Here is a 20,015-nt window from a genome sequence, read left to right on the forward strand (position 1 = left end):
CGCTAGCCGGCCCGCATCTTCTCGCGCAGCACGCGCCAGCGCGCGAGGCTCTCGGCGGGCCAGTAGTCCTTGTGGTCGTAGTACTCGTGCACTGCCGGCGCGCCGGCCGGCAGCACCACCCACGGCTGCTTGGACATCGTGAAGATGTGCAGGTCCGGCGGCAACCGGTCGGGCGTGTCGAGCGTGCCCACGCGGATGAAGCTCACGGCGTCGCCGGCGCCTGCGTAGTGGCTCCACAGCGCGACGTGGCAGGCCGGGCAGCGCGCGTATTTCTGGCCGCGTCCGCTGGCCGAGGGCGTGAGCACCAGATCGACCGCGCCCTGCAGCACCTGCACGTGTTCCGGTTCGATGAGCGCGTTGAGCGCGAAGGACGAGCCCGTCTCGCGCTGGCACCAGCGGCAGTGGCAGCAGTGCACGAACAGCGGCGGGGCGTTCAGGCGGTAGCGCACCTGCCGGCAGGTGCAGCCGCCTTCCAGCGGCACGAAGGCGTCGGCCATGGCAGTGATTGGCGGGCGCTCAGCCCTTCTTGCCACCCAGCAGCACCAGCGCGCCGCCCACCACGATCGCTGCCACGCCGGCCCAGGCCGGGATGTTGACGGTCTGTTTTTCCTTCACCGAGAACTCCAGCGGGCCCAGCTTGGCCTGGTGGGTTTCCTTGGTGAAGCTGAAGCCGCCCAGGCCGAGCCCGGCGATGCCGGCCACGACCAGCAGGATGCCGACGATGCGCGTTGCGTTCATGGGACGGGTCTCCTCAGGGTTGGTTGGAATGAAAAGCCGTTCAGCGCCGTGGCGCCGCCACACGCGGCTGCGGCGGCTCCTGCTGCTGCAACTGGTCGACCCACTGCACGACCTCGGCCATGGCCGCGTCGCTCGCCGCGATGAGCGCCTTCACGCCGCCGGGCGCGTCGGCGCTGGCGGCGGGGCGGCGCACGGTGAAGGTCCGCTGGCCCATCACGCGGTCGCCGCCGGTGGCGGTGCGGACCAGCGTGGCGCGCAGGCGCACCAGGCCCGTGCTGCTGGCGGGTGCGTCGAAGTAGTGGCTGAACTCGTCGAGCGAGATGCGCAGCGTGTCGGGCACGATGCCCTCGGTGCGCGCGAGCGTCGCGCTTTCTTCGGGGCCGAGCACGGTGCGGCGCTCGGCCAGCGTGTCGCGCAGCCGCTGGCGCAGCAGTTGCGCGGGCGGCAGGCTCCAGCGCGACTGGCCGTAGGGGCGCAGTTCGTTGGCGTCGGCATAGCCTAGGCGGTACAGGATCTGCGTGCCGTCCAGGCGCGTGTTGCTGTCGAACTCCGCGAGGGACAGCGCCGGCAGCGCGGTGGCCGGCGCGGCAGCGGTGGCAGGTGCCGTGGCCGAAAGGCCGGGCCCGAAGTCGTACAGCGTGGCGCGCGCCGGCTTGTCGGGCAGCATGCCGCAGCCGGCGACCAGCAGCACGCAGCCGAGGCTGGCGAGGGCGAGGAGGGTGTTCTTCATGCGCATGGTTGGTCTGCTCCCGGTCAGTGGCGTGCGGCGGGTGCAACGAAGCCGGGCTCGCCCGGGCCCGCGGCGGCGCCGCCATTGCCGAACAGCAGCGATTGCGGGTTGTCGTTGATGCTGTCGGCCGCGCGGCCCAGGCGGCGCACCGCGTGGGCGGTGTCGTCGGCCACGCGGTTCACGCGCGGCAGGGTGGCGGCGTTGAACGAGTCGACCGCCTGCGCCAGCGCCTTGGTGCCCTCGCTCAGGCGCTCGACCGGACCGTCGGGTGCGTTGAGCCGGCCCACGGTGGAGTTGAAGTTGTTGGCCACGCGCGAGACGTCGCCGGCCGCCTTCTTCACCGTCGACAGCGTTTCGGGCATGGCGGCCAGCGTCGGGTTCAGGCCGGTCTTGACGGTGTTGTCGAGCTGCTTGAGCAGCGTGTTGGCGCTGGCCGAGGCGGCCGCGATGTTCTCCAGCGCGTCGGCCACGCGCTTCTGGTTGGCGTCGGCCAGCAACGCGTTGGCGCGCTTGGTCACTTCTTCCACCTGGTCGATGATTTCCTCGCCGCGGTCCTGCAGCTTCGCGAGCATCGAGGGCTTGAGCGGAATGCGCGGCGGGTTGTTGTTGTCGGGCTTGAGCGCGACGGTCGATTCGCCCTCATCGTCCAGCGCGATGAAGGCCAGGCCGGTCACGCCCTGGTAGCTCAGCGTGGCAAAGCTGGAGGTGGTGAGCGGCACGCGCTCGTCGACCGTGATGCGCACGCGCACGTTGCCCTTGGTTTTGGGGTCGAAGTCGATCGAGGTCACCTTGCCGACCGAGATGCCGCGGTAGCGCACCTGGGCCTGCGGCTGCAGGCCGCTCACGGCGTCGCGGGTGGAGAGTTCGTAAACGTTGCGCACGGTGTTGTCGCGCGTGAACCAGACCACCAGCGCGACGAGCGCGGCGATCAGGCCGAGCACGAAGGCGCCGGCGGCGAGGGCATGGGCCTTGTTTTCCATGAGGGGACCTACCTTTCGTCAGCGCGCGCGGCCTCGGGCCGCGGCGCGGATGGTTGTTTGCCGGCGGCGGGCTTGTCGTGCAGCGCCTCCAGGGCGCGCTGGCCGCGCCCGCCGAGAAAGTATTCGTGGATGAAGGGATGCGGGTAGGCGATGACTTCGCGCGCCGTGCCGCTCACGATCACCTTCTGGTCGGCCAGCACCGCGATGCGGGTGCTCAGGTCGAACAGGGTGTCCAGGTCGTGCGTGACCATCACGACCGTCAGGCCCAGCTCGCGGTGCAGGCCGCGCAGCAGGTCGCAGAAACTGTCGGAGGCCTCGGGGTCGAGGCCGGCGGTGGGCTCGTCCAGCAGCAGCAGCGGCGGGTCCATGATGAGCGCGCGCGCCAGCGCCACGCGCTTGATCATGCCGCCCGACAGGTCCGACGGGCTCTTGTTCGCATGCTGCGGCTCCAGCCCCACCATCTGCAGCTTCACGAGCGCGGCGTTGCGGATCAGCTCGTCGGGCAGCAGCTTGAGTTCGCGCAGCGGAAAGGCGATGTTCTCCAGCACGCTGAAGGCCGAGAACAGCGCACCGTGCTGGAACAGCATGCCCACGTTGGCCGCGCCGGCCGCGCTGAGTTCGCCCGGCGCCCGGCCCAGCACCTCGACCGCGCCCTTCGTGGGCTTCTGCAGCCCGAGAATCTGCCGCAGCAGCACCGTCTTGCCGGTGCCCGAGCCGCCGACCAGCGACAGCACCTCGCCGCGGTCGAGGTGCAGGTCGAGGTCGCGGTGCACCACCTGTTCGCCATCGGGGCTCTTGAACACGGTCCAGAGCTTGCGGATGTCGACCACGGTGCTCGAGGGGGACGTCACGGCGGCGTTCATCCGCGGAATCCTATGCCCTTGAAGAGCACTGCGAAGAGCGCGTCGACCAGGATCACGGCGGTGATCGAGGTCACGACCGACGACGTGGTGCCGCGCCCCAGGCTCTCGGTGTTGGGTTTGACCTTCATGCCGAAGTAGCAGCCGATCAGCGCGATCAGCACGCCGAACACCGCCGACTTGGCCAGGGCCAGCCAGAGGTTGGAGATGGGCACCGCGCGCGGCAAGGCCGACAGGAAATACGACGGCGAGATGCCCAGCGCCGCATCGGCCGCGAGCATGCCGCCGGCCAGCGCCGCCATCGAGGTCCACAGGCTGATCAGCGGCATCGCGATGGCCAGCGCCAGCACGCGCGGCATCACGAGACGGAAGCCGTGCGGGATGCCCATCACGCGCATCGCGTCGAGCTCCTCGGTGACGCGCATCACGCCGATCTGCGCCGTGATCGCCGAGCCCGAGCGGCCCGCGATCAGCACGGCGGCCAGCACCGGCCCGAGCTCGCGGATCAGCGACAGCCCGAGGATGTTCACCACGAAGGCCTCGGCGCCGTAGTTGCGCAGCTGCTGCGAGATCAGGTAGGCCAGCACCACGCCGATCAAGAGGCCGACCAGCGCCGTGATGTGCAGCGCCGTGGCGCCGAACTGATAGAGGTGGCCCGAGAAGTCGCGCCACGGCGCGCGGTGCGGCGCGCGCGCCAGCGTGCACAGGTCGAGCGCGAGCTGGCCGATGAGGCCCACGAAGTCGCGCAGCACGACCATCGCGCGCGGGCCGTGGTGGGCCAGTGCGTGCAGCCGGTCGCTCAGCGACTTGGGCGGCTCGTCGGGCGTGGCCACCGTGAACTTCGCCACCTGGTCGAGCACCGCCTGGTGCTGCGGCGACAGCTCGATCGTGGCCGGCCAGGCCTGGCGCCAGTGTTCCCACAGCAGCTGGGCGCCGATGTGGTCGAGCTGGCCGATGGGGCGCAGGTCCCAGGCCCGGTCGTCCGCGGGCGGCAGCGCCGCGAGGTCCTTGGCCAACGCCTCCCAGGCCGGGCGCGTCGACATCGCCAGCGTGGTCCAGCAACCGCTGGCCACGGCCCAGGTGCGGCCGTCCACGTCCTGCGTCTGCGCGCGCGGCGGCGCGAAGGCGTCGTCGGTGGCGGGGGCGTCAGCGGGCGACGGGGTGGGCGACATGGGCAAAGGTGCGGGACAAAACGTAAACAAAGGTCCAAGCGAGAGCGCGCATCGTAACCGCGTGCATCCGGGGCTTGTGTGCGTCTGGCCCTTCGTTTGCGTAGGGCCAGACGCCGTTTTTTTCAGCCAATCTTCAGCTCCAGGCCCGCGCCAGCGCATCCCAGGCGCTGGCGATCACGGGCTCGTCGCGCCGCGCGGCCAGCGAGACGAAACGCAGCGCGCAATCCAGCCGCACGCGGTCGGCCAGCACGAGGCCGTGGGCCTGGCTTTCGCGGATGGCGATCGAGTCGCGCACCAGGCTCAGGCCCACGCCCGACTTCAGCAGGTCGAGCATCGAGGCCTCCTGGTCGACCAGCGCCACGCGCCGGGGCGCCAGGCCGAGCGGGCCGAACACGCGTTCCAGCAAACGGTGGTGCGCCGACTCGGGCGGCGTGGCCAGCCAGGGCAGGGCGGCCAGCGCCTTCCAGTCGCGCCCCAGCACCTGCGGGCCCCAGCCGGCCGGCGCGACCACGCGGTAGCTGAAGCGAGTGAGCGTGCGCACCGCCAGCGGCGCCGGGGCGGCGGCGTCGGGTGTGTCGTCCGGATTGCCGGGGTCGAGGTGAAAGCCCACGTCGAGCTCGCCGCGCAGCACCTGCGCCAGCACGCTGCCGCTCATGCCGTGGCGCAGCTCGGTCTCGATCTGCGGCGCGGCCTCGACCAGCTCGCGCAGGAACACGCCCAGCCGCGTGAACTCGGGGTCGAGGATGGTGCCGATGCGCAGCGCCCCGCGCACCGTGACCTGCAGGTTGCGCGCGGCCTGCTGCAGGTCGCCCACGGCCGCCAGCACGCGCTCGGCCTGCGGCAGCATGGCCGCGCCGTCGGCCGTGAGCGCCAGCCCGTGCGGCGTGCGGGTGAACAGCACCAGCCCGGTTTCTTCCGCGAAACGCTTGAGCTGCAGGCTCACCGCAGGCTGCGTCAGGTGCAGCTTCTCGGCGGCGCGCGAGACGTTGCCCTCGCGCCCCGCCAGGATGAAGGCGCGCAGAATCTGGAGGTCCATCGATGACGTAGTCATATAAGACTGATTTATAGCGCCATCGACGCGAATTCATTGGCTTTCTCTTCGTGGATTGGGCCAAATTGCCTTCAGGAGACCCGCACATGTCCATCAGCACCCGAAATATCGACCACCACATCGCCGGCGCCCCCGCCGCCAACACCTCCGGCCGCACGCAGGACGTGACCAACCCCGCCACCGGCGCCGTCACCGGCAAGGTCGGCCTGGCCGATGCCGCGCAGGTGGCCGCCGCCGTGGCCGCCGCCCAGGCCGCGTTCCCGGCCTGGGCCGACACGCCGCCGATCCGCCGGGCGCGCGTGATGTTCAAGTTCCTCGAGCTGCTCAACCAGCACAAGGACGAACTCGCCCACCTCATCACCGCCGAGCACGGCAAGGTCTTCACCGACGCGCAGGGCGAGGTGAGCCGCGGCATCGACATCGTCGAGTTCGCCTGCGGCATTCCGCAGCTGCTCAAGGGCGACTTCACCGACCAGGTGAGCACTGGCATCGACAACTGGACGCTGCGCCAGCCGCTGGGCGTGGTCGCGGGCATCACGCCCTTCAACTTCCCGGTGATGGTGCCGATGTGGATGTTCCCGGTGGCCATCGCCGCGGGCAACACCTTCGTGCTCAAGCCCAGCCCGACCGACCCGAGCCCGTCGCTGCTGATGGCCGAGCTGCTCAAGAAGGCCGGCCTGCCCGACGGCGTGTTCAACGTGGTGCAGGGCGACAAGGCCGCGGTCGACGCGCTGCTGGAGCACCCCGACGTCAAGGCCGTGAGCTTCGTGGGCTCGACGCCCATCGCCAACTACATCTACGAAACCGGCGCACGCCACGGCAAGCGCGTGCAGGCGCTGGGCGGCGCGAAGAACCACATGGTCGTCATGCCCGACGCCGACATCGACCAGGCCGTGGACGCCCTCATCGGCGCCGGCTACGGCTCGGCCGGCGAGCGCTGCATGGCGATCAGCGTCGCGGTGCTGGTGGGCGACGTGGCCGACCGGCTGCTGCCCAAGCTCATCGAGCGCACGAAGACGCTGAAGGTGCTCGATGGCGAGAACCTCGCGGCCGAGATGGGCCCGATCGTCACGCGCGCCGCGCACGAGCGCATCACCGGCTACATCGCGCAGGGCGAGAAGGAAGGCGCGAAGCTGCTGGTCGACGGCCGCAGCTTCGACGGCAACAAGGCGGGCGAAGGCTGCGGCGACGGCTTCTGGATGGGCGGCACGCTGTTCGACCACGTCACGCCCGAGATGCGCATCTACAAGGAAGAGATCTTCGGCCCCGTGCTGGGCTGCCTGCGCGTCGCGACCTTCAAGGAAGCCGTCGACCTCATCAACGCGCACGAGTTCGGCAACGGCGTGAGCTGCTTCACGCGCGACGGCAACGTGGCCCGCGAGTTCGGCCGCCGCATCCAGGTCGGCATGGTCGGCATCAACGTGCCGATCCCGGTGCCGATGGCCTGGCACGGCTTCGGCGGCTGGAAGAAGAGCCTGTTCGGCGACATGCACGCGTATGGCGAAGAGGGCGTGCGCTTCTATACGAAGCAGAAGTCGATCATGCAGCGCTGGCCGGAGAGCATCGGCAAGGGCGCAGAGTTCGTGATGCCGACGGCGAAGTAAAGGTAAAAGGGGGCGCCGCACGCGCGGCGCTTCGCATCCGAAGAACAACGAGAGACAAAAAGCCAGCCGCCATGAGCGACACCACCTTCGACTACATCATCATCGGCGCCGGCACCGCCGGCTCGCTCATCGCCAACCGCCTGAGCGCCGACAAGACCAAGCGCGTGCTGCTCATCGAGGCCGGCCGCAAGGACGACTACCACTGGATTCACATTCCGGTGGGCTACCTGTACTGCATCGGCAACCCGCGCACCGACTGGCTCTACAACACCGAGCCCGACGCGGGCCTGAACGGCCGCACGCTGCGCTATCCGCGCGGCAAGACGCTGGGCGGCTGCTCCAGCATCAACGGCATGATCTACATGCGCGGCCAGTCGCGCGACTACGAGCACTGGGCTGAGCTCACGGGCGACGAAGGCTGGCGCTGGGAGAACGTGCTGCCGGCCTTTCGCAAGCACGAAGACTTCTACCTCGGCGCCGACGAGATGCACGGCGCGGGCGGCGAATGGCGTGTCGAGAAGCAGCGGCTGCGCTGGGACATCCTCGATGCCTTTGCCGACGCGGCCGTGCAGGCCGGCGTGCCGCACACGGCCGACTTCAACCGCGGCAGCAACGAAGGCGTGGGCTACTTCCAGGTCAACCAGAAGAACGGCTGGCGCTGGAACACCGCCAAGGCCTTCCTGCGGCCCACCTGCTACGGCCGCCCCAACTTCGAGCTGTGGACCGGCGCGCAGGTGTCGCGCCTGCTGTTCGAGACGCTGCCCGACGGCACGAAGCGCTGCACCGGGGCGCAGGTGTGGGACGGCACCGAGATGACCACCGCGCACGCCGAGTGCGAAGTGATCCTCAGCGCGGGCGCCATCGGCTCACCGCAGATCCTGCAGCTGTCGGGCGTCGGTCCGGCCGAGCTGCTGCGCCAGCACGGCATCGAGGTGGCGCTGGACGCGCCCGGCGTCGGCGCCAACCTGCAGGACCACCTGCAGATCCGCGCGGTCTACAAGATCGAGGGCGCGCCCACGCTCAACGTGCTGGCCTCGTCGCTGGTCGGCAAGGCGAAGATCGGCCTCGAATATCTGCTGAAACGCAGTGGCCCGATGAGCATGGCGCCGTCGCAGCTCGGCGCCTTCACGCGCAGCTCGCCCGACCGCGCGTGGCCCAACATCCAGTACCACGTGCAGCCGCTGTCGCTCGACGCCTTCGGCGAGCCGCTGCACAGCTTTCCGGCCTTCACCGCGAGCGTGTGCAACCTGAACCCGACGAGCCGGGGCTCGGTGCGCATCAAGAGCGCGCGTTTCGAAGATGCGCCCGCCATCGCCCCCAACTACCTGAGCACCGAGGAAGACCGCAAGGTCGCGGCCGATTCGCTGCGCGTGACGCGCCGCATCGCGCAGCAGCCCGCGCTCGCGAAGTACAAGCCGCAGGAGTGGAAGCCCGGCGTGCAGTACCAGACCGACGAAGACCTCGCGCGGTTGGCCGGCGACATCGCCACCACCATCTTCCATCCGGTCGGCACCACCAAGATGGGCGCCGACGGCGACCCGATGGCGGTGCTCGATGCGCGCCTGCGCGTGCGCGGCGTGCGCGGCCTGCGCGTGGTCGATGCGGGCGCGATGCCCACCATCACCAGCGGCAACACCAACAGCCCGACGCTGATGATGGCGGAGAAGGCGGCGGGCTGGATCCTCGAAGACAACCGCAACCGCTGAGGCGGTTCAGCGGCGCGGCTTGGCGCCGCGCTGGGTGTCAGCTTCCAGGCGCGCCTTCGCGCCTTCGAGCATGAGGTCCACGCCGACCTCGAACATCGCATCGGGCGGTGCCGCCTGCTCCTCCAGCCCACGGCGCAGGGCTGGCCGGCGCCGTGCTCTATCTGCTGTGCCTGCCGGTGATGCTGCGCAGGTCGCCTGCGGCGGGTGGCTAACTGTCGAAGAACGCCAGCTTGCGTGCGCGAGGCAGCGCCTTGAGCGCGATCTCCGCCCGCAACGCGGCGCCCTTGTCGGGATACTGGCGTGCCGCCAGCACGCGCTGCGGCGGACGCGCGCGCGTGAACTTGGCGCCCAGCCCGAAGACATGCTGGAAGAAGCGCTGCTCCACGTCGAGCGCGATGCCCGCGTAGTACACGCCGCCTTCGCATTCCAGCAGGTAGAGCCAATAGGGTGGGGGCGGCGAGGGATCGGGCGGTTTTCGGGGCACGCGCGCATTGTGCGGGCAGGCGTTTGTCGTGCGTTGAGCGAAGGTGTCGCCATGGAGTTCATTCGCAAAACGCACCAAGTCCTTCCAATTTTTCGCTAGGCAAGGGCGCGGGTTTCGCACATATTGGCCCGTTCCTGCTGTCGCATTTCTTCTTCTGCCCTTCCTTCTCCCTGGAGCGTCCATGCCAGAAGCCCAGACCCCCGTGTCCCTTCCCGCCGAGGTCGAGCAACTGCTGCATCGCCTGGGCGTGCCCCGCACCGCCCACACCCGCGGCGACCTCACGGTGCGCTCGCCGGTCAGCGGCGAGGTGATCGCGCAGGTGCCGCAGACCACGGCCGTGGAAGCCACCGGCGCCATCGGCCGCGCCCACGAGGCCTTCAAGGCCTGGCGCCTGGTGCCGGCGCCGCGTCGCGGCGAGCTGGTGCGCCTGCTGGGCGAAGAGCTGCGCGCCGCCAAGCGCGACCTGGGCCGCCTCGTCACGCTGGAGGCCGGCAAGATCCCGTCGGAAGGCGCGGGCGAGGTGCAGGAAATGATCGACATCTGCGACTTCGCCGTCGGCCTCTCGCGCCAGCTCTACGGCCTCACGCTGGCCACCGAGCGCGCCGAGCACCGGATGATGGAAACCTGGCACCCGCTGGGCGTGTGCGGCGTGATCTCGGCCTTCAACTTTCCGGTGGCCGTGTGGTCGTGGAATGCGGCGCTCGCGCTCGTGTGCGGCGATCCGGTGGTGTGGAAGCCATCGGAAAAAACACCGCTCACCGCGCTGGCCGTGCACGCCATCGCGCAGCGCGCCATCGAACGTTTCGGCGACGCGCCCGAAGGCCTGCTCGGCCTGCTGCTGGGCCCGCGCGACATCGGCGAGGTGCTGGTCGACGACCCCCGCGTGCCGATCCTCTCGGCCACCGGCTCCACGGCGATGGGCCGGCAGGTCGGGCCCAAGCTCGCGGCGCGCTTCGCCCGCGCCATCCTCGAACTGGGCGGCAACAACGCCGCCATCGTCACGCCCTCGGCCGACCTGGACCTCACGCTGCGCGGCATCGCCTTCGCGGCCATGGGCACGGCCGGCCAGCGCTGCACCACGCTGCGGCGCCTGTTCGTGCACGAGAGCGTGTACGACCAGCTGGTGCCCAAGCTCGTGAAGGTCTATGGCAACGTGCAGGTGGGTGACCCGCGCGAGGCCGGCACGCTGGTCGGTCCGCTGATCGACCGCGCGGCCTTCGACGGCATGCAGAAGGCCCTGAACGAAAGCCGCGAGACCGGCGCCACGGTGCACGGCGGCCAGCGCGTCGAGGGCATCGGCACGCAGGACGCGTTCTATGTGCGCCCCGCGCTGGTCGAGCTGAAGTCGCACGCCGGCCCGGTGCTGCGCGAGACCTTCGCGCCCATCCTCTACGTGGTGCGCTACAGCTCGCTCGACGAAGCCATCGAATGGCACAACGCAGTGGGCGCGGGCCTGTCGTCGTCGATCTTCACGCTCAATGTGCGCGAGGCCGAGCGCTTCATGTCCAGCGCCGGCTCCGACTGCGGCATCGCCAACGTCAACATCGGCCCGAGCGGCGCCGAGATCGGCGGCGCCTTCGGTGGCGAGAAGGAAACCGGCGGCGGGCGCGAAGCGGGCTCGGACAGCTGGAAGGCCTACATGCGCCGCGCGACCAACACCGTCAACTACTCGACGGCATTGCCCTTGGCTCAAGGCGTGACCTTCGACATCGGCGACTGACCCACCCCGGCCTGTTGTTCTCGCCGCGCAGCACTTCGCTGCAGCGGCAGGGCAGCGGTCGCGCATATCCCCCTAGAACTACCAGGAGACAGCAAAGATGAAGATGCAACTGAAGACCCTCGCCACCGCCGCGCTGCTTGCGCTCGCCTTCGGCACCACCGCCACCGCGCAGCAGGCGCCCACGGGCGGCACGCTCGACAAGATCAAGGCGAGCGGCAAGGTCGTGCTCGGCGTGCGCGAAGCCTCGCCGCCCATGGCCTACATGCTGGGCGCGGGCGAGAAGTACGTGGGCTACCACGTCGAGCTCTGCGAGCGCGTGCTGAAGGACATCACGCCCAACGCCAAGCTCGAGTACATGGCCGTGACCGCGCAGAACACCATCCCGCTGGTGCAGAACGGCACGCTGGACATCGGCTGCGGCCCCACCACCAACAACACCGCGCGCCAGCAGCAGGTGGCCTTCGCGCTCACCACGTACGTGAGCGAAGTGCGCATGGCGACCAAGGTCGACTCGGGCATCACCACGCTCGACCAGCTCGCGGGGCGCAACGTGTCGGCCTCGACCGGCACCACCGCCGTGCAGCTGCTGCGCAAGCGGGAGCGCGCGCAGAACGTCTCGTACAACACCATGCTCGGCAAGGACCACCTGGAGAGCTTCCTGCTCATGGAGTCGGGCCGCGCCGATGCCTTCGTGCTCGACGACAACCTGCTCGCCGGCATCATCGCGAACTCGAAGAACCCCACGGCCTACCGCATCACCGGCGAGGCGCTGGGCTCCGAACCGATCGCGCTGCTGTTCCGCAAGGACGACCCGGCCTTCAAGGCCGCGGTGGACGATTCGCTGCGCAAGCTCATGAAGAGCGGCGAGCTCGAGAAGATCTACACCAAGTGGTTCGTGGCCGCGATCCCGCCGAAGAACACCAGCCTCAACCTGCCGATGAGCCCCGCGCTCAAGCAGCTCGTGCTCGAACCCAACGACAAGCCGCTGGAGGCCTACGCGAAGTGACAGACGCCGCCGTGTTCTCGCCGGCGCAACGCGTGCGCGCCATCCAGGTCTCGGAGATCCTGCGCATCACCGACCATGCGCAGGCGCTCAAGCGCGCCGGCCGCCCGGTGATCGTGCTGGGCGCGGGCGAGCCCGACTTCGACACGCCCGAGAACATCCGGCATGCGGCCTCGCAGGCCATTGCGCGCGGCGACACGCGCTACACGGTGCTCGACGGCAGCCCCGCGATGAAGGCGGCGGTGCAGCTGAAGTTCAAGCGCGACAACGCGCTGGACTTCGCGCTCGACGAGATCAGCGTGAGCGCGGGTGCCAAGCAGGTGATCTTCAACGCGCTGATGGCGAGCCTGAACCCGGGCGACGAAGTGATCCTGCCTGCGCCGTACTGGACCTCGTACGCCGACATCGTGCAGATCTGTGGCGGCGTGCCGGTGTCGGTGGCATGCGGCGAGGAGAACGGCTTTCGGCTGACCGCGGCGCAGCTGCAAGCGGCCATCACGCCGCGCACGCGCTGGCTGTTTCTCAACTCGCCGTCGAACCCGAGCGGCGCGGCCTACAGCGCGGCGCAGCTGAAACCGATCACCGACGTGCTGCTCGATCACCCTCATGTCTGGGTGCTGGCGGACGACATCTACGAACACATCCTCTACGACGGCCTCGCGTTCGCAACGCCGGTGGCCGTGGAGCCGCGGCTGCGCGAACGCACGTTGACGGTGAACGGTGTGTCGAAGGCCTATGCGATGACCGGCTGGCGCGTCGGCTACGGCGCGGGCCCACGCCCGCTGATCGCGGCGATGGCCGTGGTGCAAAGCCAGTCGACCTCGTGCCCCTCGTCGGTGAGCCAGGCCGCGGCGATCGAGGCGCTCACCGGGCCGCAAGGCATCGTGGCCGAGCGCTGCGCATCCTTTCAACAGCGCCGCGATGTCGTCGTGGCCGCGCTCAACCGCACGCCGGGCCTGCACTGCCGCGTGCCCGAAGGCGCCTTCTATACCTTCGCAAGCTGCGCCGGCGTGCTCGGCAAGCGCACCCGCAGCGGCGCGCTGCTGCAGACCGACAGCGACTTCTGCCGCTACCTGCTGCAGGACTTCGAGGTGGCGGTGGTGCCGGGCAGCGTGTTCGGGCTCGCACCGTATTTCCGCATCTCGTATGCGACGTCGATGGCGCAGCTCGAAGAGGCGTGCGCGCGCATCGCCGCCGCCTGCGCCGCGCTTTCCTGAACATCTTCATCCCACTGGAACCCTCATGACTTCCTCCCGCACCGGCGGCCAGATCCTGGTCGACCAGCTCATCACCCACGGCGTCAAGCAACTCTTCTGCGTGCCCGGCGAAAGCTTCCTGGCCGTGCTCGACGCGCTGCACGACGCATCGATCGACGTGACGGTGTGCCGGCAGGAAGGCGGCGCGACGATGATGGCCGAGGCGCAGGGCAAGCTCACGGGCCAGCCCGGCATCTGCTTCGTCACGCGCGGCCCCGGCGCCACCAACGCGGCGGCGGGCGTGCACATCGCGCACCAGGACTCGACGCCGCTCCTGCTGTTCGTCGGGCAGGTCGCGCGCGATGCGATGGGCCGCGAAGCCTTCCAGGAGCTGGACTACAGCGCGGTCTTCGGCACCATGGCCAAGTGGGTCGTGCAGATCGACGATCCGGCGCGCGTGCCCGAGCTGGTGTCGCGCGCCTTCCACGTCGCGACCTCGGGCCGACCCGGCCCGGTGGTGATCGCGCTGCCCGAAGACATGCTGACCGAAGCCGCCGTGGTGGCCGATGCGCTGCCGTATGCCGTCACCGAAACCCATCCGGGCACGGCGCAGATCGCCGAGCTGCAGCAGCGCCTGTCGCAGGCGCAGCGGCCGGTCGTCATCCTGGGCGGCAGCCGCTGGTCCGAAGCCGCGACGCAGCAGTTCGCGCAGTTCGCCGAGGCGCATGCGCTGCCCGTGTACTGCTCGTTCCGCCGTCAGATGCTGATGTCCGCCGAGCACCCCAGCTATGCGGGCGATCTGGGGCTCGGCGCGAACCCGCGCATGCTGGAGCGCATCCGCAATGCGGACTTGGTGCTGCTGGTCGGTGGGCGTCTGTCGGAAGTGCCGTCGCAAGGCTATGAGCTGTTCGCGATCCCGCAGCCGAAGCAGGCGCTGGTGCATGTGCACGCCGATGCCGACGAGCTCGGCAAGCTCTATCGCCCGACGCAAGGCATCCACGCCACCCCGCAGGCGTTCGCCGAAGCGGTGTCCACGTTGCGTCCCGCATCACCTCCTGTTTGGCAGGCCGAGACGAAGACGGCGCGCGAAGACTTCCTGCGCTGGAGCGATCCGGCCGCGGTCCGCATCCCCGGCCCGCTGCAGATGGGCGAGGTCATGCAGCACCTGCGCGAGGTGCTGCCGGCCGACACCATCTTCTGCAACGGCGCGGGCAACTTCGCGACCTGGGTGCATCGCTTCTGGCCGTTCCGCGCGTTCGCGAGCCAGCTCGCGCCGACCAGCGGTTCGATGGGTTACGGCCTGCCGGCCGGCGTCGGCGCCAAGCGCCTGTGGCCCGAGCGCGAGGTGGTCGTGTTCGCGGGCGACGGCGATTTCATGATGCACGGCCAGGAGTTCGCCACTGCCGTGCAATACGGTCTGCCGATCCTCGTGGTGCTGCTGGACAACGGCATGTACGGCACGATCCGCATGCACCAGGAAAAGCACTACCCCGGCCGCATCAGCGCCACGCAGCTGAAGAACCCCGACTTCCGCGGCTACGCCGAGGTGTTCGGCGGCCACGGCGAACGCGTGACCACGACGGAAGAATTCGGCCCCGCACTCGCGCGTGCACGCGCCAGTGGCAAGCCGGCCATCCTGCATTGCCTGCTCGACCCGGAGGCGATCACGCCCGCGAGCACGCTGGCGTCGATCCGCAAGGCGGCGCTGGCCGCGAACTGAGGCATCGTCAGCGCAGCCCGCCGACATAGCGCGGCGGCGGCGTGGGCGGCAGGCCGTCGGGCTGGCGCGCCGCCAGGCGCGCGGCGCGGGCCAGCGGTTCCATGGCCTGCTCGAGCCGCGTGGCGAGCTGGTCGAGTTCGTCGTCTTTCGTCTCGGCGGCGTGCTGGCGCGTCATGCGCACGATCTCGGCGGCGTACTCGGCGTTGGTGGCCATCCATTCGGTGTCGGTCACGCGCCCGTGCTTTCGCCGCAGTGCCACGTGAAGGCGTGCTGCAAGCGCGATGCGTTCGCTTTCGGACATGGATGGCATGGCGTCTCCCTCGGGTGGTCAGGCTCCCAGGTGTTCACGATGCTGAGCAAGATCGAGGCCCACCAGTTCACTCTCGGGGTCGACGCGCAATCCGACCAGCACATGCACCAGGAACAGCACGATGGCCGTGCCGGCCGCGCTGTAGATCGCCACGCTGGCGACCGCGATCGCCTGCGTCAGCACATTGCCCGCCGCGCCCGAGATGCGCGGGTCGGCGAACACGCCCGTGAGCAGCGCGCCCACGATGCCGCCGATGCCGTGCACGCCGAACACGTCGAGCGAGTCGTCCGCACCGAGCAGGTGCTTCAGGCCCGTGGCGCCCCAGTAGCAGGCCAGCCCGGCGATGGCGCCGATGGCCAGCGCCGACAGCGGCGTGACGAAGCCGGCCGCCGGCGTGATCGCCACCAGCCCGGCCACGAGGCCGGAGCACAGGCCCAAGAGCGAGGGGCTGCGGCGCACGATCCATTCGCCGATCATCCAGCTCATGGCGCCAGCCGCCGCCGCGATGTGCGTGACCAGCATGGCCAGGCCGGCGCGCCCGTCGGCCGCCACCGCCGAGCCGGCATTGAAGCCGAACCAGCCCACCCACAGCAGGCCCGCGCCCGTCATGGTGAGCGCCAGGCTGTAGGGCTCGAAGGCCTCGCGCCCGTAGCCCCGGCGCGGCCCGAGCGCATAGGCGCACACCAGCCCCGCGATGCCCGCGTTGACGTGCACCACCGAGCCGCCCGCGAAGTCGAGCGCGCCCATCTGCGCGAGCCAGCCGCCCGGCTCCCACACCCAGTGCGCGACCGGCGCGTACACGAGCACGCTCCACAGCAGCGCGAACCACAGCAGCGCCGAGAAGCGCATGCGCTCGACAAAGGCGCCGAGCACCAGCGCGGTGGTGATGATCGCGAAGCTCAGCTGGAACATCGCGTAGACCGATTCCGGCACGTTCGGCGCCACGTGGCTCACGGCCACCTGGCCGGCCTCCTTCAGGTACTCGAAGCCCGAAAAACCGATGCGCGAGAGCTTGCCCAGCCAGGGCCAGCCGGGCGTGAAAGCCAGCGAGTAGCCGAGCGCGAACCAGGTCAGCGAGACCACGGCGGCGATCGCCACCACCCCGGCCATGGTCGCCAGCACGTTCTTGCGCCGGACCATGCCGGCGTAGAAGAGTGCGATGCCGGGCAGCGTCATCAGCAGCACCAGCGCGGTCGAGGTCATCATCCAGGCGGTGTCGGCCGCGTTCAGGGAGGCTTGGGGTGCCAGCAGGGCCATGACCGTTTCTTCTTGGAGTGGTGGACAAGAGGCCTGTGTGCACGAGTCATGCCATCTTGTTAACTGACTGAAACACTTTGGTTTCCCAACCGGAGGGTCGAAGTAACACGAAGCGGGTAATTCCTAATGCACCGGGCGGGTGCGCGCTTGCACAATCTGCGCACTCGCGACGGGCCCTGCTCGTACTGCCGAGGGTCCGAGGAGACAAGCTTCCGATCGATCAACAAGAACATTCTTCAAAGGCTCCGTACGAGATGCCTGTCTGATATTTGAAAAGCGCCGCTGGTCGGCGCTTTTTTTTGCCCGTTCGCCGCGCGGATGCAGGCCCTTTCCTCCAAGCCAAACAAGCCTCCTGGCCAGCCGGTACCGGCCACCACAGCTATCGTTTCGATAGCGATTCCGGTGAGACAATCGCCCGCATGGAAATGCTGGTGGTCACGGGCGCCTCACTGCTCGCGGGTTTTATCGATGCGATCGTGGGCGGCGGCGGGTTGATCCTGGTGCCGGCCCTCTTTGCGGTGTTTCCGGGCGCGCCGCCCGCCACGCTGCTGGGCACCAACAAGAGCGCGTCCATCTGGGGCACGGCGGCCTCGGCGGCCCAGTTCAGCCAGCGGGTGCAGATGCGCTGGGGCGCGATGTGGCCGGCCGCGCTGCTGGGCTTCGGCGGCTCGATGCTCGGCGCCTGGACCGTCACGGTCTTCCCGGGCGACTTCCTGCGCCGGGCGCTGCCGGTCATCCTGCTGGGCGTGCTGATCTACACGCTGGCGCGCAAGGACATGGGCCGGCTGCACGCGCCGCGCTTCAGCGGCCGCGCCGAGACGCTGGCGGCCAGCACCATCGGCCTGACCATCGGTTTCTACGACGGCTTCTTCGGTCCGGGCACGGGCAGCTTCCTGGTGTTTTTGTTCGTGCGCTGGATGGGCTACGACTTCCTCAATGCCTCGGCCTCGGCCAAGGTCATCAACACGCTGACCAACGCCGCCGCACTGATCCTGCTGGCCGCCAAGGGCCACGTCTGGTGGCACTACGGGCTGGTGATGGCGGTGGCCAACGTGGCCGGCAGCCTGGTCGGCACGCGCGTGGCGCTGAAGCACGGGGCGGGCTTCGTGCGGATCGTGTTCATCGTGGTGGTGAGTGCGCTGATCCTGAAAACCGCTTACGACGCGTTCCTGAAATAAAAAAGCCCCTGGAGCAACAGGCTCGCCCCCAGTCTTCGCGCACTTCGTGTCGCTTCGCCAACCCCCTACCGGGGGCAACACCAGCGGCCCGGCAAAGCCGGTTCCGCGGTGTTCCTGGAAGGAGCCTCCAGCTCAATCCTCAACGAAGGCTTCTTCGCGCTTCGCCTTGATCGCGGGCAACAGCACGATGGCCAGCAGCAAGGCTGCAGCGATCAGCAGCCCCGCCGACAGCGGCCGCGTGACGAACACGCTCCACGCACCGCGCGACAGCAGCAGCGCGCGCCGCAGGTTCTCTTCCATCATCGGCCCGAGGATGAAGCCCAGCAGCAGCGGGGCCGGCTCGGTGCGCAGCTTCAGGAACAGGTAGCCGATGAAGCCGAAGATCGCCACCATCCACACGTCGAAGGTGTTGTTGTTGGTCGAGTACACGCCGATCGCGCAGAACAGCACGATGGCAGGGAACAGGAACTTGTAAGGCACCGTCAGCAGCTTGATCCACATGCCGATCAGCGGCAGGTTCAGGATGATCAGCATCGCGTTGCCGATCCACATCGAGGCGATCAGGCCCCAGAAGAGCTCGGGGTTGCTGGTCATCACCTGCGGGCCGGGCTGGATGTTGTGGATCGTCATCGCACCCACCATCAGCGCCATCACGGCGTTGGGCGGGATGCCCAGCGTCAAGAGCGGAATGAAGGAGGTCTGCGCACCGGCGTTGTTGGCCGACTCGGGGGAGGCCACGCCGCGGATGTTGCCCTTGCCGAAGGGCACTTCGCCCGGGCGCATCTTGATCTTCTTCTCCAGCGCATAGGCCGCGAAGGCCGCCAGCAGCGCGCCGCCGCCCGGCAGGATGCCCAGCGCGGAGCCGAGCGCGGTGCCACGCAGTACCGCGGGCGTCATGCGCTTGAAGTCGTCCTTGGTGGGCCACAGGCCCTTGACCTTGTGCGTGAACACCTCGCGCTCGTCATCGGGCTGCGAGAGGTTGCCGATGATTTCGCCGTAGCCGAACACGCCCATGGCGATCACCACGAAGCCGATGCCGTCGGTGAGCTCGGGAATGTCGAAGCTGAAGCGCGCGACGCCCGAGTTCACGTCGGTGCCCACGATGCCCAGCAGCAGGCCCAGCACGATCATCGCCACCGCCTTGAGCAGCGAGCCCGAGGCCAGCACCACCGCGCCGATCAGGCCCAGCACCATCAGCGAGAAGTACTCGGCCGGGCCGAACTTGAAGGCGAGCTCGGTCAGCGGGGGCGCGAAGGCCGCCAGGATCAGCGTGCCGACGCAGCCCGCGAAGAACGAGCCCAGGCCCGCGGCAGCGAGCGCAGGGCCTGCGCGGCCCTGCCTTGCCATCTGGTAGCCGTCGATGCAGGTGACCACCGAGGACGACTCCCCGGGCAGGTTCACCAGGATGGCCGTGGTCGAGCCGCCGTACTGGGCGCCGTAGTAGATGCCGGCCAGCATGATCAGCGCCGACACGGGCGGCAGCGCGTAGGTGGCGGGCAGCAGCATCGCGATCGTCGCGACCGGGCCGATGCCCGGCAGCACGCCGATCAGCGTGCCCAGGATGCAGCCGACCAGGCAGTACAGCAGGTTGGTGAAGGTGAAGGCGACGCCGAAGCCGGTCGCCAGGTTGTGGAACAGTTCCATGGCGGTGTGCTCCTCAACCCGAAATGAACGTGGGCCAGACCTGGATCTGCAGCTTGAGCGCCCAGATGAAGGCCACATAGCTGCCGGCTGCCAGGATGGTTGCCAGCACCAGCACGTCGCGCAGCTTGAAGTGCTCGCCCGCCATGCTCGAGATGATCGTGAGCGCGTAGATCGCGATGATCATGCCCATCGCCGGCAGCCCGACGCTGGGCAGGCCGCCCAGCAGCACGCCGAAGGCCAGGTTGGCGCCGAGCACGAAGGCCAGCGGCTTCCAGGCCCATTTGCCGATCTTGTCGCCGTCGGCGCTCTCGACCACCATGGCCTGGAACATGATCAGCGCGCCCAGCAGCGCCAGCAGGATGCCCAGCATCAGCGGGAAGTACCCCGGCCCCATGCGGGCGCCGTCGCCGATGGTGTAGGTGGTGGCGCCGATGGCGAACGCGCCACCGACGGCGGCGAACATGACTCCTGAGAAGAAGTCCGCCTGTCTCTTGATTTTCATTGTCTCGACCCTCTGTTTTCGAAGGGACGAGGGTCGTCGCCAACGGCTGACCGTCGGCTGACCGCGACGGTACGGACAAATGCTTACAGGGAAAGTACGGGCTCTCCCCCAGGCTTCGCGCACTTCGTGTCGCTGTTCCCCGAAGGGGGCGGGCGGGTTG

Annotated in this window: 19 protein-coding genes; 7 read left to right on the forward strand and 12 right to left on the reverse strand. The window is 69.1% G+C overall.

The annotated features are described in order from the left end of the window. Window positions 1–2: 2 nt before the first annotated feature. The 7 genes from AC07YS_RS28035 to AC07YS_RS28065 all read right to left on the reverse strand — a co-directional run bounded on the left by AC07YS_RS28035 (window position 3) and on the right by AC07YS_RS28065 (window position 5,531). On the reverse strand, window positions 3–497 hold the full coding sequence (locus AC07YS_RS28035; protein ID WP_495270014.1) for a GFA family protein: 495 nt from the start codon (window positions 495–497) through the stop codon (window positions 3–5). 19 nt (window positions 498–516) lie between these two features. Next, window positions 517–738, reverse strand: a complete 222-nt coding sequence (locus AC07YS_RS28040) for a hypothetical protein (protein ID WP_062472741.1) — start codon at window positions 736–738, stop codon at window positions 517–519. Window positions 739–778: 40 nt separating this feature from the next. Continuing rightward, window positions 779–1,468, reverse strand: a complete 690-nt coding sequence (locus tag AC07YS_RS28045) for an ABC-type transport auxiliary lipoprotein family protein (protein WP_495270015.1) — start codon at window positions 1,466–1,468, stop codon at window positions 779–781. Window positions 1,469–1,491: 23 nt separating this feature from the next. Beyond that, window positions 1,492–2,448, reverse strand: coding sequence for an MlaD family protein (locus tag AC07YS_RS28050; RefSeq protein ID WP_139703980.1), 957 nt, complete (start codon window positions 2,446–2,448; stop codon window positions 1,492–1,494). An 8-nt stretch (window positions 2,449–2,456) separates the two neighbouring features. Continuing rightward, a complete protein-coding gene (locus tag AC07YS_RS28055) occupies window positions 2,457–3,311 on the reverse strand; it encodes an ABC transporter ATP-binding protein (RefSeq protein WP_495270016.1) in 855 nt (284 codons plus the stop codon). Next, the gene (locus tag AC07YS_RS28060; protein ID WP_070063474.1) at window positions 3,308–4,480 is read right to left on the reverse strand and encodes an MlaE family ABC transporter permease; all 1,173 of its coding nucleotides are present in this window, start codon (window positions 4,478–4,480) and stop codon (window positions 3,308–3,310) included. Before AC07YS_RS28060 ends, AC07YS_RS28055 begins: the two co-directional genes overlap by 4 nt. 133 nt (window positions 4,481–4,613) lie before the next feature. Further along, complete coding sequence (locus AC07YS_RS28065; RefSeq protein ID WP_495270017.1) at window positions 4,614–5,531, reverse strand: LysR family transcriptional regulator; 918 nt, start codon at window positions 5,529–5,531, stop codon at window positions 4,614–4,616. An 86-nt stretch (window positions 5,532–5,617) separates the two neighbouring features. Here AC07YS_RS28065 and AC07YS_RS28070 point away from each other — a divergent pair, with 86 nt between their 5' ends. Beyond that, the gene (locus tag AC07YS_RS28070) at window positions 5,618–7,135 is read left to right on the forward strand and encodes a CoA-acylating methylmalonate-semialdehyde dehydrogenase (RefSeq protein WP_139703976.1); all 1,518 of its coding nucleotides are present in this window, start codon (window positions 5,618–5,620) and stop codon (window positions 7,133–7,135) included. A 71-nt stretch (window positions 7,136–7,206) separates the two neighbouring features. Further along, entirely contained in the window at window positions 7,207–8,841 is a 1,635-nt protein-coding gene (locus AC07YS_RS28075) for a GMC family oxidoreductase (protein ID WP_070063471.1), read from the forward strand. A gap of 208 nt (window positions 8,842–9,049) precedes the next feature. Here the strand turns inward: AC07YS_RS28075 and AC07YS_RS28080 are convergent, their stop codons facing one another. Beyond that, on the reverse strand, window positions 9,050–9,325 hold the full coding sequence (locus AC07YS_RS28080) for a GIY-YIG nuclease family protein (protein ID WP_062472759.1): 276 nt from the start codon (window positions 9,323–9,325) through the stop codon (window positions 9,050–9,052). 181 nt (window positions 9,326–9,506) lie between these two features. Here AC07YS_RS28080 and amaB point away from each other — a divergent pair, with 181 nt between their 5' ends. The 4 genes from amaB to AC07YS_RS28100 all read left to right on the forward strand — a co-directional run bounded on the left by amaB (window position 9,507) and on the right by AC07YS_RS28100 (window position 14,964). Next, complete coding sequence (amaB, locus tag AC07YS_RS28085) at window positions 9,507–11,045, forward strand: L-piperidine-6-carboxylate dehydrogenase (protein WP_495270018.1); 1,539 nt, start codon at window positions 9,507–9,509, stop codon at window positions 11,043–11,045. Window positions 11,046–11,142: 97 nt separating this feature from the next. Next, a complete protein-coding gene (locus AC07YS_RS28090; RefSeq protein WP_062472764.1) occupies window positions 11,143–12,051 on the forward strand; it encodes an amino acid ABC transporter substrate-binding protein in 909 nt (302 codons plus the stop codon). After that, the gene (locus tag AC07YS_RS28095) at window positions 12,048–13,265 is read left to right on the forward strand and encodes a pyridoxal phosphate-dependent aminotransferase (protein ID WP_495270019.1); all 1,218 of its coding nucleotides are present in this window, start codon (window positions 12,048–12,050) and stop codon (window positions 13,263–13,265) included. Before AC07YS_RS28090 ends, AC07YS_RS28095 begins: the two co-directional genes overlap by 4 nt. A 25-nt stretch (window positions 13,266–13,290) precedes the next feature. Beyond that, window positions 13,291–14,964: a thiamine pyrophosphate-binding protein gene (locus AC07YS_RS28100; protein ID WP_495270020.1), complete on the forward strand. Its 1,674-nt coding sequence runs from the start codon at window positions 13,291–13,293 to the stop codon at window positions 14,962–14,964. A gap of 7 nt (window positions 14,965–14,971) precedes the next feature. Here AC07YS_RS28100 and AC07YS_RS28105 read toward each other — a convergent pair whose 3' ends face one another. Next, window positions 14,972–15,274: a hypothetical protein gene (locus tag AC07YS_RS28105; RefSeq protein ID WP_082818034.1), complete on the reverse strand. Its 303-nt coding sequence runs from the start codon at window positions 15,272–15,274 to the stop codon at window positions 14,972–14,974. A gap of 18 nt (window positions 15,275–15,292) precedes the next feature. Further along, window positions 15,293–16,531: an ammonium transporter gene (locus tag AC07YS_RS28110; protein WP_447740302.1), complete on the reverse strand. Its 1,239-nt coding sequence runs from the start codon at window positions 16,529–16,531 to the stop codon at window positions 15,293–15,295. Window positions 16,532–16,950: 419 nt separating this feature from the next. Between AC07YS_RS28110 and AC07YS_RS28115 the strand changes: the two genes are divergently transcribed. After that, on the forward strand, window positions 16,951–17,709 hold the full coding sequence (locus AC07YS_RS28115) for a sulfite exporter TauE/SafE family protein (RefSeq protein ID WP_495270021.1): 759 nt from the start codon (window positions 16,951–16,953) through the stop codon (window positions 17,707–17,709). Between the two features lie 132 nt (window positions 17,710–17,841). Here AC07YS_RS28115 and AC07YS_RS28120 read toward each other — a convergent pair whose 3' ends face one another. After that, complete coding sequence (locus AC07YS_RS28120; RefSeq protein WP_062472774.1) at window positions 17,842–19,353, reverse strand: tripartite tricarboxylate transporter permease; 1,512 nt, start codon at window positions 19,351–19,353, stop codon at window positions 17,842–17,844. A gap of 13 nt (window positions 19,354–19,366) precedes the next feature. Next, complete coding sequence (locus AC07YS_RS28125) at window positions 19,367–19,855, reverse strand: tripartite tricarboxylate transporter TctB family protein (RefSeq protein ID WP_062472776.1); 489 nt, start codon at window positions 19,853–19,855, stop codon at window positions 19,367–19,369. Between the last annotated feature and the right edge of the window lie 160 nt (window positions 19,856–20,015).

The organism is Variovorax sp. GW458-11-26-14-LB1 (assembly GCF_059423965.1).